Annotated in this window: 11 protein-coding genes; 8 read left to right on the forward strand and 3 right to left on the reverse strand. The window is 62.2% G+C overall.

Annotation, left to right across the window (positions count from 1 at the left end; translation table 11 throughout):
• Positions 1-104 precede the first annotated feature (104 nt).
• The gene (gene aldA, locus FLM52_07185; GenBank protein ID NVN55567.1) at positions 105-1,529 is read right to left on the reverse strand and encodes an aldehyde dehydrogenase; all 1,425 of its coding nucleotides are present in this window, start codon (positions 1,527-1,529) and stop codon (positions 105-107) included.
• Between the two features lie 379 nt (positions 1,530-1,908).
• On the opposite strand from aldA, the gene FLM52_07190 reads away from it, so the two are divergent.
• The 8 genes from FLM52_07190 (at position 1,909) to FLM52_07225 (ending at position 11,023) form a co-directional block, all read left to right on the forward strand.
• Positions 1,909-2,541: an antibiotic biosynthesis monooxygenase gene (locus FLM52_07190; GenBank protein ID NVN55568.1), complete on the forward strand. Its 633-nt coding sequence runs from the start codon at positions 1,909-1,911 to the stop codon at positions 2,539-2,541.
• 335 nt (positions 2,542-2,876) lie between these two features.
• Positions 2,877-3,590 (forward strand): UTRA domain-containing protein, encoded by a 714-nt coding sequence (locus tag FLM52_07195; protein NVN55569.1) that lies wholly within the window; start codon positions 2,877-2,879, stop codon positions 3,588-3,590.
• 145 nt (positions 3,591-3,735) lie between these two features.
• Positions 3,736-4,767: a putative 2-aminoethylphosphonate ABC transporter substrate-binding protein gene (locus FLM52_07200; protein NVN55570.1), complete on the forward strand. Its 1,032-nt coding sequence runs from the start codon at positions 3,736-3,738 to the stop codon at positions 4,765-4,767.
• Positions 4,768-4,829: 62 nt separating this feature from the next.
• Complete coding sequence (locus FLM52_07205) at positions 4,830-6,053, forward strand: putative 2-aminoethylphosphonate ABC transporter ATP-binding protein (protein NVN55571.1); 1,224 nt, start codon at positions 4,830-4,832, stop codon at positions 6,051-6,053.
• A complete protein-coding gene (locus FLM52_07210) occupies positions 6,050-7,741 on the forward strand; it encodes a putative 2-aminoethylphosphonate ABC transporter permease subunit (protein ID NVN55572.1) in 1,692 nt (563 codons plus the stop codon). Before FLM52_07205 ends, FLM52_07210 begins: the two co-directional genes overlap by 4 nt.
• Before the next feature lie 48 nt (positions 7,742-7,789).
• On the forward strand, positions 7,790-8,929 hold the full coding sequence (locus FLM52_07215; protein ID NVN55573.1) for a 2-aminoethylphosphonate--pyruvate transaminase: 1,140 nt from the start codon (positions 7,790-7,792) through the stop codon (positions 8,927-8,929).
• Positions 8,930-8,942: 13 nt separating this feature from the next.
• Positions 8,943-9,761 (forward strand): phosphonoacetaldehyde hydrolase, encoded by an 819-nt coding sequence (locus FLM52_07220; GenBank protein NVN55574.1) that lies wholly within the window; start codon positions 8,943-8,945, stop codon positions 9,759-9,761.
• A 365-nt stretch (positions 9,762-10,126) separates the two neighbouring features.
• Entirely contained in the window at positions 10,127-11,023 is an 897-nt protein-coding gene (locus tag FLM52_07225; GenBank protein ID NVN55575.1) for a drug/metabolite transporter, read from the forward strand.
• 117 nt (positions 11,024-11,140) lie between these two features.
• On the opposite strand, the gene FLM52_07230 is transcribed toward FLM52_07225, so the two are convergent.
• Together FLM52_07230 and FLM52_07235 are read right to left on the reverse strand one after the other, a co-directional pair.
• Positions 11,141-12,622: a mannitol dehydrogenase family protein gene (locus tag FLM52_07230; protein ID NVN55576.1), complete on the reverse strand. Its 1,482-nt coding sequence runs from the start codon at positions 12,620-12,622 to the stop codon at positions 11,141-11,143.
• A 138-nt stretch (positions 12,623-12,760) separates the two neighbouring features.
• Positions 12,761-14,521 (reverse strand): hypothetical protein, encoded by a 1,761-nt coding sequence (locus FLM52_07235; GenBank protein NVN55577.1) that lies wholly within the window; start codon positions 14,519-14,521, stop codon positions 12,761-12,763.
• Positions 14,522-15,294 lie beyond the last annotated feature (773 nt).

The following is a 15,294-nucleotide window of genomic DNA, read 5'->3' on the forward strand; positions in this document are numbered from 1 at the left end:
ATTCGACGCCAACAGCGTGCTTCCGGAAAGAAATGGGGTAGGGCGTCAGCGCCTCCGGGGAGAGGGTTCCCCAAAGGCGTGACAGACAAGACGGAATGGCGTGATCAGTAGTTCATCACGACCAGACGGGTCTGGGTGTAGTCGAGCATGCCGTGCTTGCCATCATCACCGCCCAGGCCAGAGCGCTTCCAGCCGGCGTGGTAGCCCTGGTAGGGGTCCGCCGGGGTGCGGTTGATGTAGAGCTCGCCGGCTTCGATGTTGTTGGCGACCTTCATGGCGGTGCGATAGTTCTCGGTGAAGACCACGGAGGCCAGACCGAACTGGTGGTCATTGGCCAGTGCCAGCGCCTCGTCCACATCGCTGTAGGTCAGCACCGGCAGCACCGGGCCGAAGATCTCTTCCTGCACGATCTCCATGTCCTGACGGCAACCGGTCAGCAGGGTCGGCGGATAGAAGTGGCCCTTGCCTTCCGGGATATAGCCGCCGATTTCCAGAGTGGCGCCGTCATCGATGGCGCGCTCCACCATCTGATGGATGTTGAGGCGCGAATTCTCGTTGATCAGCGGCCCCATCAGGCTGGCATCTTCCAGACGGTTGCCGAACTTGACGCCTTCCATCTGCTGCTTCAGCTGGGCGACGAAGTCGTCATAGACGGATTCGTGCACATAGACACGCTCGATGGCGGTACACAGCTGGCCACAGTTGGTGAGGGTAGAGGCCGCGATCTGTGCTGCTGCCTTGGCCAGGTCGGCATCCGGCTCGACGATGGCCGGTGACTTGCCGCCCAGTTCCAGTGAGGACTTGGCGATGTTGACCTGGGAATATTCCAGCACCTTGCGACCGGCGCCGACGCTGCCGGTCAGGGTGATCATGCCCACCTTGGGGTGCGTGCAGACGGCTTCCGCGGTGCCGTGGTCCATCGCCAGGATGTTGACGATGCCTGCCGGAATGCCGGCATCCTGGATCGCCTTGGCGATCTCGAAAGCGGAGGTCGGGGTGTTGTTGCTCGGACGCACGACCACGGCATTGCCGGTGATCAGCGCCGGGGCGATCTTGCGCAGCAGGGTGAACACCGGGTAGTTGAACGGAATCAGGCAGGCCACGACGCCGATGGGCTCACGCTGCAGCAGCAGGCTTTCATTGGGAGTGTCGCTGGGGACGATCTCACCCTCGATACGACGTGCCCACTCGGCGTGGTAGCGCGTGATGTCGGCGGCGTAGACGGCTTCATTGGTGGCGTCTTCCAGGCTCTTGCCGGACTCATCTGCCAATGCCTGGCCGATGGCATCCTTGCGCGCCATCAGCGCCTCGGCAAGCTTGTGCATGTAGCCAGCACGCTCGGTGCTGGTCTTGGCACGCCAGTCCTTCTGCGCCTTGGCCGCAATGCTCACCGCTTCAAGCGCTTCGTCAGTGGTTGCTGCCTGCACCTGACCTACCAGTGCTTCGGTGGCCGGGTTGTAGACCGAAATCATCTCGCCCTGGGATGAGGCGACGAATTCGTTGTTGATGAAGTTCTTGTCAGTGCGCATGCATCACTCCTCCTGAATTTGGCCTACAGGCTATGAAGTGACGCCAAAGGTGTCAAACTGTTTTTCACATGTAGAATTAGATTTCCACATATGGAATTTATGATTTGCTTCTAGTCGATGATCCCGTAGTCTTGGCTGCGGGATTTTTCGTTCTGGATCTGCATGAGCGCGCGGTCTCATGTTTCAAGCGGCGCATTGCTGTGGAAGGGGCTGCATTCACGTTCAAGTTTTCATTGAAAGTCTTTCTCCGTGCCGCGGGTTTTTCAGCCAGGCAGCGAAAGATAGTGTCAGTCACTTCCCGAGACAGGCCTGCTGCCACGTGACGCAGCAGCTCTTGCCGTTGGGCCGATGACAACCACTGACTATAAGGGGCATCTCCATGCTCACCTTGATCGTGAAATTTGACGTCAAGCCCGAACAACTCGCTACCTTCAAGCAGGCCTTGGCTGACAACAAGCTGGGCTCAGCGGCTGAACCGGGGATGCTGGAAATGCGTTTCTTCGCGGCCAAGGATTCTCCCACCACCATCTTCGCCTACGAGCGCTGGGCAAGTGCTGAGGCGCATCAGGCACATGTGAATCAGCCCTACGCGCAAGCCCTGCTGAAACTGGCTGACACGGCGTTGGCATCGCCATTCGAGGTGATGCCCTTGAACGATACTGACCCGGCGCCATTGCATGAGGCGAACCCCAGGCACGTGCAGCCGGAAGATGAGGTATTCAGTATCTTCTTCATCTTCAAGATCAAGGAAGAATATCGCGCTCGGTTGCTGCAGCAATTCACCACGCATGTGGCGAAGACGCGCAGTGAGGAGCCGGGAAATCTCGTGTTTGACCTGTATATCATCGACGGGCAGGACGACACGCTGGTGATATACGAGCATTGGCGCACGAAGTCAGACCTGTGGGACATTCACTTCCAGCAGCCCTATGCCATCGAGACAGGCAAGCTGTTGGAGCAGGCCATGGTCGGGGATATGCAGCAATACTTGAATATCGTCAGCGAGTTCTGAGTTCTCCGCCGCTCATACGTTTCCTGTTTGCCCACTGAATGCGCAGCCCTTAGAGGCTGCGCATTGTGCGTTCCCCCCCTCCTTGAACATCAGCGTGCCATTCCACCACCATCCACGCCTGTGAGCTCAACCAGGCAGCTGTCATCAAATCCTGCAGTGCCACTGGCATGTAAGCTGGCAGGCCAGTGCGAGTCACGCGAATGTGATAGTTTCTGGAGCATCCTGCCGTTTGGCGGTGCAGAGTCCCGGGCATTGTCTTCGCCGGCGGGGCAAGCGGCGCCGTGTGATTACCCGGTAGTGGCAACCCTCTTCATCTTTGGTCAGGACTCCTCGTCATGAGTGATGCGTATTACCTCCACCTTACCGATCGCCTGCGCGAACAGCTGAAGGACCCTGATGCCTTTGAAGAGGGGCGGTTGCCTTCTGAGCGCGTGCTGGCCGAGCGCTTCGACACCACGCGCGTGACGTTGCGTCAGGCGTTGGGGCAGCTGGAGGGAGAAGGGCGCATTCATCGCAGCAATCGGCGTGGGTGGTTCGTGTCGCCGCCGCGGCTGGATTACGACCCCACGCGTGACTCCGGCTTCAATGACTATGTGACGGCGCAGGGGCGACGCCCACGGACGGAAGTGCTGTTGACCGATGTTCAGACCTACCCACCGGCTGCGCAAGCGCTGGGCCTGGCGGCCCAGACACCGCTCTATCACATACGCCGCCGGCGTTTCGTGGATGAGCGCGCCGTGCTCAGCGAGTCGATGTGGGTGGTGCCGGAGCGCGCCCCTGGACTGCTCGAGGAGGGCCAGTTCGGGGTGTCACTGTGGGCGGAGCTGCGCGGACGCTATGGCCTCACGCTGGCCCATCGTGAGCTGCGCTTCTACTCCGAGTCGCTGGGAGAGCAGGCCGCCCGGGAGCTGGGGGTCGCCATGGGTAGCCCCGGTCTGACCGTGCGTCGCGCTACCTTCGATGAGCAGCATCGTCCCATCGGCTATGACGAAGAGCGCTGGCTGCACAATGCGCTGTGCATCACCGTCACGCTCAAGAACAAGCCCTGAACCCGCGCTGCAGGGACACTATATGAGGTAACACTGTTTCACTGGGCCTTCAACTGACTGTCACGGGGGTGTCATTCGGCCAGCCCATACTCTTGGTATATACCAGATGGCGAGAGCCATTCATTCCAAGCGTTGGAGAGTCCCGATGTCCTTCTTGACCCGTTCCTTGCTGGCCAGTGCCGTTGGTCTGGTCGTTTCCCTCAATGTCCAGGCGGCCACCGAGCTCACCGTCTATACCGCGGTGGAGTCCGATGATCTGCAGAAATATGCCGAGCGCTTCCAGCAGGCGCATCCGGATATCGACATCAAATGGGTGCGCGACTCCACGGGCGTGATCACCGCACGATTGCTTGCCGAGAAGGACAACCCGCAGGCGGATGTGGTGTGGGGCCTGGCCGCGACCAGCCTGCTGGTGCTCGAGAAGGAAGGCATGCTGGCACGCTATGCCCCCAAGGGAGTCGAGGCGCTGGATAGCAAGTTCGTCGATCCCGCCTACCGTGATGGCCAGGACCCGTCCTGGGTCGGGATGGACGCCTGGGTCGCCTCGCTCTGCTACAACACCGTCGAAGGTGAGCGACTGGGAGTGCCCAAGCCGACGTCCTGGGAAGACCTCACGCGTCCCGAGTTCAAGGGCCACGTGATCATGCCCAACCCGAGTTCTTCCGGTACCGGCTATCTGGATGTCGCCAGCTGGTTGCAGCTGTGGGGTGATGAGGGCGGCTGGGATTACATGGACCGCCTGCACGACAACATTGCCCGCTACACCCACTCAGGCTCCGCGCCCTGCAACCTGGCCGGTTCCGGCGAGGCCGTGGTCGGTGTGTCCTTCGCCTTCCGAGGCGCACGTCTCAAGGCGCAGGGCGCACCGGTGGACCTGGTCTTCCCCGAGGAAGGGCTGGGCTGGGACATGGAAGCCGCGGCGATCATGAAGGGCACCGACAAGCGTGAGGCGGCGCAGACACTGATGGATTGGGCAGTCTCCAAGCCGGCCAATGAACTCTACAACGAAGGCTATGCGGTCGTGGCCTATCCAGGGGTGGCCAAGCCGATCGAGCATTATCCGGCCAATATCACCGAGATGATGATCGAGGCTGACTTTGCCAAGGCGGCCAACCAGCGGGATGAAGTGCTCGCCGAATGGCAGCGCCGTTACGACGGCAAGTCCGACAGTCAGTAAGTCACGCCCAGCCACCTTCGTCATTTCCCCGGCGCCTTGCGCCGGGGTCGGGAGTTTCTCGCATGTCTCTTGTGACCGCACCCCCGCGTCATCACGCCTCGCGTCAAGCGCCGCCAGCGACTGCTGGCGCCTCGCCTCGCGCGGCCACCGCCCCTGCAGCCCGGGCACCTGCGCGTGACGCAGCGCCTCAGGCACCCATCTCGCGTTCTGCGTCGTCAGACAGCATCCACCTCAAGATCAGCGGCCTCACCAAGCGCTATGGCCAGTTCACGGCCCTGAGCGAGATCGACCTCGCGATCCGCGAAGGCGAATTCGTGTGCTTCCTCGGCCCCTCCGGCTGTGGCAAGACCACCTTGCTGCGCGCCATCGCCGGGCTTGCGCCCCAGAGCGAAGGCACCATCCACCAGCGCGACCGGGACATCTCGCGTCTGCCGCCCCAGGCGCGCGACTTCGGCATCGTCTTCCAGTCCTATGCGCTGTTCCCCAATCTCACCGTGTTCGACAACGTGGCCTATGGGCTGCGCAATCGGCGCGATGCGCGTGATGCGATGCGCCGCCGCGTGACGGAGCTGCTCACCCTGGTGGACCTGGCCGGCAGTGAAGGCAAGTATCCGGCGGCCCTTTCCGGGGGCCAGCAGCAACGCGTGGCACTGGCGCGGGCGCTGGCGACCGAGCCGGGGCTGCTGTTGCTCGATGAGCCGCTGTCGGCACTGGATGCGCGCGTACGTCTGCATCTGCGCAGTCAGATCAAGGCACTGCAGGCACGGCTGGGCGTCACCACCATCATGGTGACCCACGACCAGGAAGAGGCCCTGGCCATGGCGGACCGCATCGTGGTGATGAACCATGGCGTGATCGAGCAGATCGGCACCCCCGCCGAGATCTATCGTCAGCCGGCGAGCGCCTTCGTGGCCGAATTCATCGGCAGCATGAACTTCCTGCAATGCTGTCCCGAGAACGCCAGTACCCTGCGTCTGGGTCAGCAGCATCTGGAATGCGCGGCGCATGATCTTGAGGGTCTGGATCAGGCGCGTCTGGCCATTCGCCCGGAAGCCGTCTCGCTGTGCGCAGTGGGTGAGGGGCTGTCGGCGCAGGTGGAGCACGTCGAGTTTCTCGGTGCCTTCCTGCGTATCACTCTGACGCTTGAGGGCTGTGGGCAGACACTGTCGGCGGATGTGGCGCTACAGAACAGTGAGTCACTGGGCGTGCGGGTCGGTGCCCGGGTGGGTGTGCGTCTGCCGTCCGAGGCGATCCGCCTGTACCCGCTGGTGGAGGAGCAGGCATGATGGCGCGCGCATTGCCCTTGCAGGGGCGGCTGTCAGGCGAGTCCGGCTTGCGTCTGTTGATGTTGCTGCTGGCCTTGGCGTTGCTGGTCATCGGGCTGCTGTTGCCGCTGGCCACCATGCTGATCAAGAGCGTGCAGGACCGCAGCGGCGACTTCGTCGGCCTGGCCAACTTCGCGCGCTATGTGCAGACGCCGGCGCTGGTCGGCTCGATCATCAATTCCGTCAGCATCGCGTTGATCAGTACCCTGACGGTGGTGAGTCTGGCCTTCCTGTGCGCGTACGGCATCACCCGCACCTGCATGCCGGGCAAGCGCGTCTTCCGCATGCTGTCCATCCTGCCGCTACTGGCACCGTCACTGCTGCCAGCCATCAGTCTGGTGTATCTGTTCGGCAATCAGGGCTGGTTCAAGGATGTGCTGCTGGGGGAGAGCATCTACGGCCCCATCGGCATCGTGATGGGCATGACCTTCTGGATCTTCCCGCATGCGCTGATGATCATGATGACGGCGCTCAGCAACAGCGATGCCCGTCTCTATGAAGCCGCGGATGCGCTGGGAACGCCCAAATGGCGCAGCTTTCTGACCATCACCTTGCCGGGCGCGCGCTACGGCATCATCTCCTGTGCCTTCGTGGCCTTCACGCTGGCGATCACCGATTTCGGCGTGCCGAAGATCATCGGCGGGCAGTTCAGTGTGCTGGCCACCGATGTCTATCGTCAGGTGGTGGGGCAGCAGAACTTCCAGATGGGCGCGGTGGTCAGCGTCATCCTGCTGTTGCCGGCCTTGCTGTCCTTCGCGGTGGACCGCTGGATCCAGCGCCGTCAGGTCGCGCAGCTCTCGGCGCGCGCCGTGCCCTGGCAGCCGACACCAAGCCCGCTGCGTGACTGGGGCTTCGCGTTGCTCTGCTATGGCGTGGCCGCCGCGATTCTGGCCGTGATCGGCACCGCCATCTATGCCTCGCTCGTGCAGTTCTGGCCCTACAACCTGAGCCTGACCCTGGATCACTACGCCTTCAAGGCGCTGGCGGGCGGTGGCTGGGACGCGTGGCTCAACTCGCTGACGCTGGCCTTCTGGGTCACCTTGATCGGCACGCTGGTCATCTTCTTCAATGCCTGGCTGACCGAGAAGAGTCAGGGCTATCGCCCGCTGCGCCAGGGACTGCACTTCATGGCGATGATGCCGATGGCCGTGCCGGGCATGGTGCTGGGTCTGTCCTACATCTTCTACTTCAACCAGGCCGACAACCCGCTGAACTGGATCTACGGCACCTTCGCGATTCTGGTGCTCAACACCCTGGTGCATTTCTATACCGTCTGCCACCTGACCTCGGTGACTGCGCTCAAGCAGCTTGATGGGGAATTCGAGGCGGTCGGTGCCTCACTCAAGGTGCCGTTCTGGAAGACCTTCTGCCACATCACCTTGCCGGTATCCCTGCCGTCAGTGCTGGATATCTCGGCCTATCTGTTCATGAACGCGATGACGACCGTCTCGGCGGTGGTATTTCTCTACAACAGCGATACCCGACTGGCCTCCATCGCGGTGATGCATCTTGACGAAGCCGGGCACTTCGCCAGTGCGGCCGCCATGGCAGTGCTGATCTTCTTCACCTGTCTGGGCGTCAAGCTGCTGCATGCGGTGGTCAGTCATCTGCTATTGACCCGTGCCCAACGCTGGCGACAGGCGACCTGATACCCCGTTGGCCGTCTTTTTTTTGTGTAAATTAACTGGTATATACCAATGAGTATTCAACATCCGTACTTGCTGACTCCCGGCCCCTTGACCACCAGTGCGAGCGTCAAGGCCGCCATGATGAAGGACTGGGGCTCCTGGGATCAGGACTTCAACACCAAGACCGCCGAGATCTGCCAGCAGTTGCTCCGCTGTGCCAATGCCAGTGAGCACCATGAGTGCGTGCCGATGCAGGGCAGCGGTACCTTCGCGGTCGAGGCGGCGCTGGGCAGTCTGATCGAGCCGACGAGTACGACGCTGGTGCTGGTCAATGGCGCCTATGGCAAACGGCTGGTCAGTCTGCTGACCCGCATGGGGCGCGACTGCGACGTGCTGGCGTGGGGCGATGCCGAGGCGCCGTGTGCCAAGGCCGTGGCCGACAGACTCGCGGCAAGGCCCGAGATCGGCCATGTCGCCATGATTCATTGCGAGACAAGCTCGGGGATGCTCAATCCGGTGGCGGACATCGCCGAGGTGGTGGCAGCACACGGTCGTGAGCTGATCCTCGATTCGATGAGTGGCTTCGGGGCGCTGGAGATCGATGCGCAACGTACTCCGTTTCTGGCGCTGATCTCCTCGGCCAACAAATGCTTCGAGGGGGTACCGGGGTTCGGCTTCGTGATCGCCCGGCGCGATGCGCTGCAGGCGGCACAGGGGCGTAGCCACTCATTGTCGCTGGACCTGCACGATCAATGGCAGTACCTCAAGCGCACTGGGCAATGGCGTTATACCCCGCCGACTCACGTGGTGGCGGCGTTTCACCAGGCGCTGAAGGAACACGCCGAGGAGGGCGGCGTCGCGGGTCGCCACGCCCGGTATCGCGCCAACATGCAGCGACTGGTGGCAGGCATGCGTCAGCGCGGCTTCACGACCCTGCTCGACGATGCCTGGCTGTCGCCGATCATCACCACCTTCCTGAGCCCGGCACACCCGGACTTCGACTTTTCCCGTTTCTACGCCGAGCTCAAGGCACGTGGCTTCATCATCTACCCGGGCAAGCTCACCGACGTGGAGAGCTTCCGCATCGGCAGCATCGGGCAGCTGGATGTCCGCGTGATGGATCAACTTCTGGCCGCCGTGGATGACGCGCTGGCCACCCTGGGTGTCGACGATGCCCGCCCGTGCGCTGACGCTGTCGCACTTAACTGACTGGAGAACTGTCATGCAATATCACACCCCGGATCGCCTGCAGGCTGCCATCTTCGACTGGGCCGGCACCCTGGTGGATTTCGGCTCCTTCGCGCCGACCCAGATCTTCGTCGAGGCCTTCGCGGAAATCGGCGTGGCTATCAGTCTGGAAGAGGCGCGCGGCCCGATGGGCATGGGCAAATGGGAACACATCCGCACCCTGTGTGATGACCCTGCGATCGCGGCCCGTTTCGAGGCGGCCCGTGGCCACGCCCCCAGTGATGCCGATGTCACGGCGCTTTATGAGCGATTCATGCCGCTGCAGATCGACAAGATCGGGGCGCACTCCGCACTGATTCCCGGTGCGCTCGAGGTCATCAACGGGTTGCGCGACAAGGGCATCAAGATCGGCTCATGCTCCGGCTACCCCCGCGAGGTGCTCGAGCAGGTGGTCGCACGGGGCAAGGGCAATGGGCTGGTGGTGGACCATGTCGTGGCCACCGATGAGGTGCCCAAGGGGCGACCCTCTCCGGCGCAGTCTCTGGCCAATGTCATCGCGCTGGGCATCACTGACGTGGCGGCCTGCGTGAAGGTGGATGACACGGCGCCGGGGCTGCTGGAAGGTCGCAGTGCCGGCATGTGGACGGTCGCGCTGACCTGCTCCGGCAACGCCATGGGGCTGGATCACGCGGCGTTCATGGCCCTGTCAGAGGCAGAGCTCAACGAAAGGCGCAGCGCCATCGAAGCTCAGTTCGCGCCATCCGGGCCACACTTCATGATCGACACCATCGCGCAGCTGCCCGAGGTGATCCGCGAGATCGAGGCGCGTCTGGCGCGCGGTGAGCGCCCCTGACAGCCTGGTGACGGGGCGGCGACGCCATGCCTGACGCTGCACTGCCTGTCACCTCGCTCGCCCACCTTGATCTACCATTTCACCCCACCACTTCACTCCACCCCTTCAGGCGCCAGCCTCGGGCCCTTGTACCAGGCCTTGAGGCTGGCGTCTTCTCGCGAAAGGTAAGGACATATGCTCATTGGCGATTGCCGCCTGGTTGCCCTGAAAGCCCGTTATTTCCTCATGCCCGTCCGCATGCCTGTCCCCATGCACGGGCAAGCTCACTCTCACGCCCAATTTCATGTTCAGGCCCAATCTCATGTTCAAGCTCAAGCTCAAGCTCAAGCTCAAGATCAAGCCCACACGATTGCCGTGAGTGCCCCTTGAGCCCACTGGCGCTGGGGCTCATCCTGATCTCGGTCTGTCTGCACGCGGGCTGGAATCTGCTCGGCAAGGGGAGGGCGCCGTCGCTGGCCTTCTTCATGCTGGCCATGGCCAGTGGTGCGCTGATCTTTGCGCCGCTGCTGGGGCTGGGGCCGTCGTTTGCCGTGTTGCCCGGTGAATTCTGGGGCTGGCTGGTGGCCACCGGACTCTGTCAGGTGCTCTACATGGGCGGACTTGCCTGGGCCTATGCGCGCGGCGAGGTCAGTGTGCTGTATCCCATCGCGCGGGCCTTGCCGGTAGTGCTGGTGCCGCTGGTGTCGCTGAGTCTGCTGGGTAGTCAGGCGCTGACAGTGTTGGATCTGGTCGGTATGGGGCTGATCGTGCTCGGCGCGTTGGTGCTGCCCTTGAGCAGTCCGCAGGGCCTGCGCCCCTCGACCTACCTGTCGCCCGCGTTGGGGTTCGCGCTGCTGGCAGCAGTCGGCACCACCGGCTATTCGCTGATCGACAAGCAGGCGCTGGATATCATGGTGAGTGTCGGTTACTCGCCCACCTCGGCGGGCGCTGTCTTCCTGGAGTTGCAGGCCATCATGACCGTCGCCTGGGGCGCACCTCTGGTGATGCTGTTGCCGACTGAGCGTCGTCGCCTGCCGATGCTGTGGCGGGGGGAGCGGGGCAGCATGGTGCTGACTGGCGTGATGGTGATGGCGACCTACGGACTGGTGCTGGTTGCCATGACGCTGACGGCGGAGGTCAGTCTCGTCGTGGCGATGCGTCAACTGTCGATCCCGCTGGGCGTGATGCTCGGCGTGGTCTGGTTGCGCGAGCGAGCGGCGATCGCCAAGTGGATCGGCATCGTCATCATGCTGGCGGGGCTGTGGACCGTTGCGCTGATATAAGGAAGGGCGTGGCATGAGGCACAAAAAAAGCGAGACAGGCGGCTGCCTGTCTCGCTTTTGTCTTTCTGCGGGCGCTGGCGGGGCATCATGCTGTCGTGAGCCCTTTCACCGCCATGCTTACTTGGCGTCTGCCACCAGCATTTCCAGCGTGGCGCGTGCGCCGTTGTCGTGCAGGCTCTTCAGCGCTGCCAGGTAGGCGTCGCGGAAGCGCGGCTGATCGACCAGATCACCGAACAGTTCACGGTTGTCCAGGAAGGCAGTCGGCTCTTCGCGCTGACGGCTGGCACGCTCCATCAGCTCGTCCTTCAGCGGGTCGACCACGTCGATGGTCTCGCCTTGCTCGTCCACGCCTTCGGCATAACGTGCCCAGCTGGCCACGACGGCTGCGGTACGACGCAGTTCGCCGTCGGTCTTGAGCTGTGCGTGTGCCACCGGGATCAGGAACTTCGGAATGCGGTCGGAGGTCTCGGCGCACAGACGCGCGAGGGTGTCCTTGACTTCCGGGTTGGCGAAACGCTCGATCAGGGTGCGGCAATGGGCGTCGAGATCGATACCCGGCAGCTGGGCCAGCGTCGGGCGAGCTTCCTCGTTCATGTAGCCGAGCAGGAAGTCGACGATCAGCGGGTCGTTGCAGGCTTCATGCGCGTAGCGATAGCCGGCCAGATACCCGAAGTAGCACAGCGCCTGGTGACCGGCATTGAGCAGACGCAGCTTCATCAGCTCATAGGGCTCGACATCTTCCACCGGCTGCACGCCGGCATCTTCAAAGGCCGGGCGGCCATTGGCGAAGTGGTCTTCCAGCACCCACTGGGTGAAGGGCTCGCAGACCACCGGCCAGGCGTCTTCCACGCCGAAACGTGAGGACAGCTCTTCGATGTCAGCCGGCGTGGTCACCGGCGTAATGCGGTCGACCATGGAGTTGGGGAAGGGCACTTCAGCTTCGATCCATGCCGACAGTTCTGCATCACGTGCACGCGCGTAGGCAGTGAACATCTTGTGAGCGACATTGCCGTTGCCTTCGATGTTGTCACAGGACATCACGGTGAACGGGGCGACGCCACGCTCGCGGCGACGGGCCAGGGCTTCGGTGATCAGGCCGAAGCTGGTCTTGGCTTTCCCCGGGTTGGCCAGGTCGTGCTGGACGTCGGCGTTCTCGAGATTGAATTCGCCGCTGACCGGGTGGAAGTTGTAACCCCCTTCGGTGACGGTCAGAGAGACGATGCGGATCGCCGGGTCGGCCATCAGCTCGATGACGGCCTCCGGAGAATCCGGGGCAAAGCGGTAATCGATGATGGACCCCACCACGCGCGGCTCATAGTTGCCGTCCGGGTGCTTGAGTACCACGGTGTAGAGGTGGTCCTGCGAGGCCAGGGCTTCCTGCATGCGGCGGTCGCCCGGCATCACGCCGACGCCGACGATGCCCCAGTCCAGCGCCTTGCCCTGATTCATCAGCTCGTCGAGGTACATGGCCTGGTGCGCACGATGGAAACCGCCCACGCCGAAGTGGACGATACCGGCGCTGACTGCAGTGCGATCATAGTTCGGAGTGGCTGCCTTGGCGTCCAGCTGAGTCAGACTGGCATTGGAGAGACGGGTCATGGGAGGTCTCCTGCCGCGTGTCGCGGTCGAGTCGAGATGGGTAAAGAAAGGGTAGGTCGTAACGGCCAGCGGCGAAGGTCACCCGTGTGATTCAGGCTTCCTTCGCCGCTGGCATGGCAGGGGCTAGCCCCTGCCGACTCAGCTAGCGGTGGCCGCTTGCTTCGGGGGCTGCTTGTTGAACAGCGCCTTGCTGCGCTGCAGTTCCCAGTACGCGAAGATGAAGTAGATGATCGTCGACCAGATGGTCACGTCATAGAACAGTTCGCGATTCGCTTCGTAGCTGGCCAGGTCGGGGCTGCCGAACAGCACACGCAGCGCGAGGACCAACGGCACCGCCAAGCCCAGCACCATCCAGATGGCCTTGATGACCTTGGTCAAGCCCGAAATGTCCTTGACCGGTGCGTGGTTGATGGTCTCGGCCTGCTTGGCGTGCAGGACTTCGACACGCTCCTGGAATTCCCGCTCGGCCGCTTCGGCTTTCGGGTAGGAGGCGGCAGCACCGGCAGATCTGGCCATCAGGGTGTAGAGAATGATGGAGACGAACCAGGTCGGCAGGAACAGGTAGTAGAACGGGATCACATCGACCATCTCGAGGCCGAAACCGAAGATCAGAGACAGCGCCCAGGTCGCCAGCGCCGGCGTGTTGTGCTTCACGCCCTTGTAGCGTGCCCAGTAACGGCTGAAGCCGAGTTTCGGGAACAGGTGATGCTCAGCGAAGATGATCCCGCCGACCGGCACCAGCACCAGACCCGCATAGGTCAGCAGCGGCAGCATACTGCGATAGACGAACGGGAAGCAGCTGAGCACGGCAACGCAGATACCCACGGCCAGTGTCGCCTTGTTGCGCGACAGGTTCGGCATCGCCGACTGTGCGGCAAGGCCCGCGCGGTAAAGGTTGGCGTTGGCGGTTGTCCAGCCTGCGACCACCACGATCACGAAGCCTGCGGCACCCAAGGCGTGCAGTGCCACTTCACCCGGTTCCAGCACATCGATGCTGATGCCGGCGACGGCAGCGGTGGCCGCGCCCATCAGGCCGGCGGAGATCCAGGCGACGTAGTGGCCGAACATCATGCCGGTGCTGGTGGCGAGACCGGAGCGCATGCGCTTGGCATAGCGCAGCAGCGCCATGTCGATCAGACCGAAGTGAGAGAAGGTGTTGGCCGCCCAGGCGAAGCCGATGACTTCCCAGATGCCGATGCCGGCTTCACCTTGCGAGTTGACTCCGGTGAATACCGTACTGCCACCGACTTCGATCAAGGTGGCGAAGCTGTCAAAAGTGGTCTCGCCGGTGACGGATTCGGTCAGCTCCGGCAGCAGCACCATGCCGCCGACGGTGAACATCAACATCAGCCAGGGAGCACAGATGCTGGCGAATTCGGTCAGGGCATTGAAGCCATAGACGGCAACCAGTACCACGATGGCGGCAACGGCCAGTGCCAGCAGGATGAACTCGAAGCTGGTGGGGTAGGACTGGGTCTGGGCCGGAATGTCGAACAGCAGCCTGACCGCCGTGGCGGAAACGGTGATCATGGCCGCCGAGATGGCGGTGAATATGATCACGTTGGCCCAGTTGTAGAGCCGTGACATCGAATCACCGGCAATACGGTGAAGATAGGTGAAGAGGCTCAGACGGGTTTCGATCGCGATTGGCGTCGTGATCAACCAGAAGCTGAGCACTGCGAGGCCATTACCGATCAGCAGGCCAAGCAGGATATCCCAGATACCCGCACCGAGCGCCACGAAGGTGGCACCGATGACAAATTCGGTCGCGGCAACGTGCTCTGCGGCATAGAGACCGGCAAAGTGCGGCCACCGATGCAGTTTGTGACGTGGCACCGGCAGTAGCTCATCGTCCATATGGGCGATCTGCCGATCCAAATCTGGCGCAGTACTGGCCATGATTGGCTCCTGTTTTTTTACGGCTTGTCTTGCTGCTCCTACCCGAGATGTCTCGCAGCCGCCTTGGCGACCCTGTCGGCGATGACGAGGGTAGATCGTCTATTGTCGATCAAATGACTCAGGTTTGGTGCAAATGATCGGTGAATGGTCATCAAAACGCAAAGCCCGCGTGCTTGAACTTTGGGCTATGCCTTTGAGTGATCCTGGCTATTGACCTCAGGAATGCGCTGAAGGCCGCATGTAATCTGGGATTGCGCGGGAGTGTCTCGGTTCAATGACACGATTCAGCAATGTGAATTTTTCCGTTCTCACACCTCGTTCGGTGTCTGAAGCATTGTGTCCTGGCTAAACGGACAACGATCCAGGGTCAGATATCCCCCATCTTTGAGGGTGGTCTTGCACCGATGTGGTGCGAGTGGGGGCCAGATATCGCGCCTTCTTGCCATGCCTCAGCAGTCTCCTGATCGAGGCTCGAGAGTCGAATCGACAAGTGGGCCGGCGGAAAGGGTAATGAAGAGGTCAGCGAAAGCCGAGTCGCTATGAAAGGGCGCTATAGAAGTGGCGACATATAAAGGAGGGTGTTGGCCAGTGGCGACATCGAGTTCGGTGTAATGCGACAGAAAGTGCATGAAATAACGACAAAGAGCGAGAAAAATGAGACATCTTGCGGGCTTCCTCGGTTCTCGCTAAGGTTGCGCAACACTGTTTCCTAACCAGGAAGCCCCCAACATGATTCCCGGCGCTGTGATTGGCGGCGGGGCACGGCGAGGAGG

Source organism: bacterium Scap17 (genome assembly GCA_013376735.1).
Lineage (GTDB): Bacteria > Pseudomonadota > Gammaproteobacteria > Pseudomonadales > Halomonadaceae > Cobetia.

Coding starts and splice junctions, on each gene's coding strand:
- FLM52_07205 (NVN55571.1), top strand. CDS start 4,830: ATGTCTCTTGTGACCGCACCCCCGCGTCATCACGCCTCGCGTCAAGCG.
- aldA (NVN55567.1), bottom strand. CDS start 1,529: ATGCGCACTGACAAGAACTTCATCAACAACGAATTCGTCGCCTCATCC.
- FLM52_07230 (NVN55576.1), bottom strand. CDS start 12,622: ATGACCCGTCTCTCCAATGCCAGTCTGACTCAGCTGGACGCCAAGGCA.
- FLM52_07215 (NVN55573.1), top strand. CDS start 7,790: ATGAGTATTCAACATCCGTACTTGCTGACTCCCGGCCCCTTGACCACC.
- FLM52_07190 (NVN55568.1), top strand. CDS start 1,909: ATGCTCACCTTGATCGTGAAATTTGACGTCAAGCCCGAACAACTCGCT.
- FLM52_07220 (NVN55574.1), top strand. CDS start 8,943: ATGCAATATCACACCCCGGATCGCCTGCAGGCTGCCATCTTCGACTGG.
- FLM52_07200 (NVN55570.1), top strand. CDS start 3,736: ATGTCCTTCTTGACCCGTTCCTTGCTGGCCAGTGCCGTTGGTCTGGTC.
- FLM52_07210 (NVN55572.1), top strand. CDS start 6,050: ATGATGGCGCGCGCATTGCCCTTGCAGGGGCGGCTGTCAGGCGAGTCC.
- FLM52_07195 (NVN55569.1), top strand. CDS start 2,877: ATGAGTGATGCGTATTACCTCCACCTTACCGATCGCCTGCGCGAACAG.
- FLM52_07235 (NVN55577.1), bottom strand. CDS start 14,521: ATGGCCAGTACTGCGCCAGATTTGGATCGGCAGATCGCCCATATGGAC.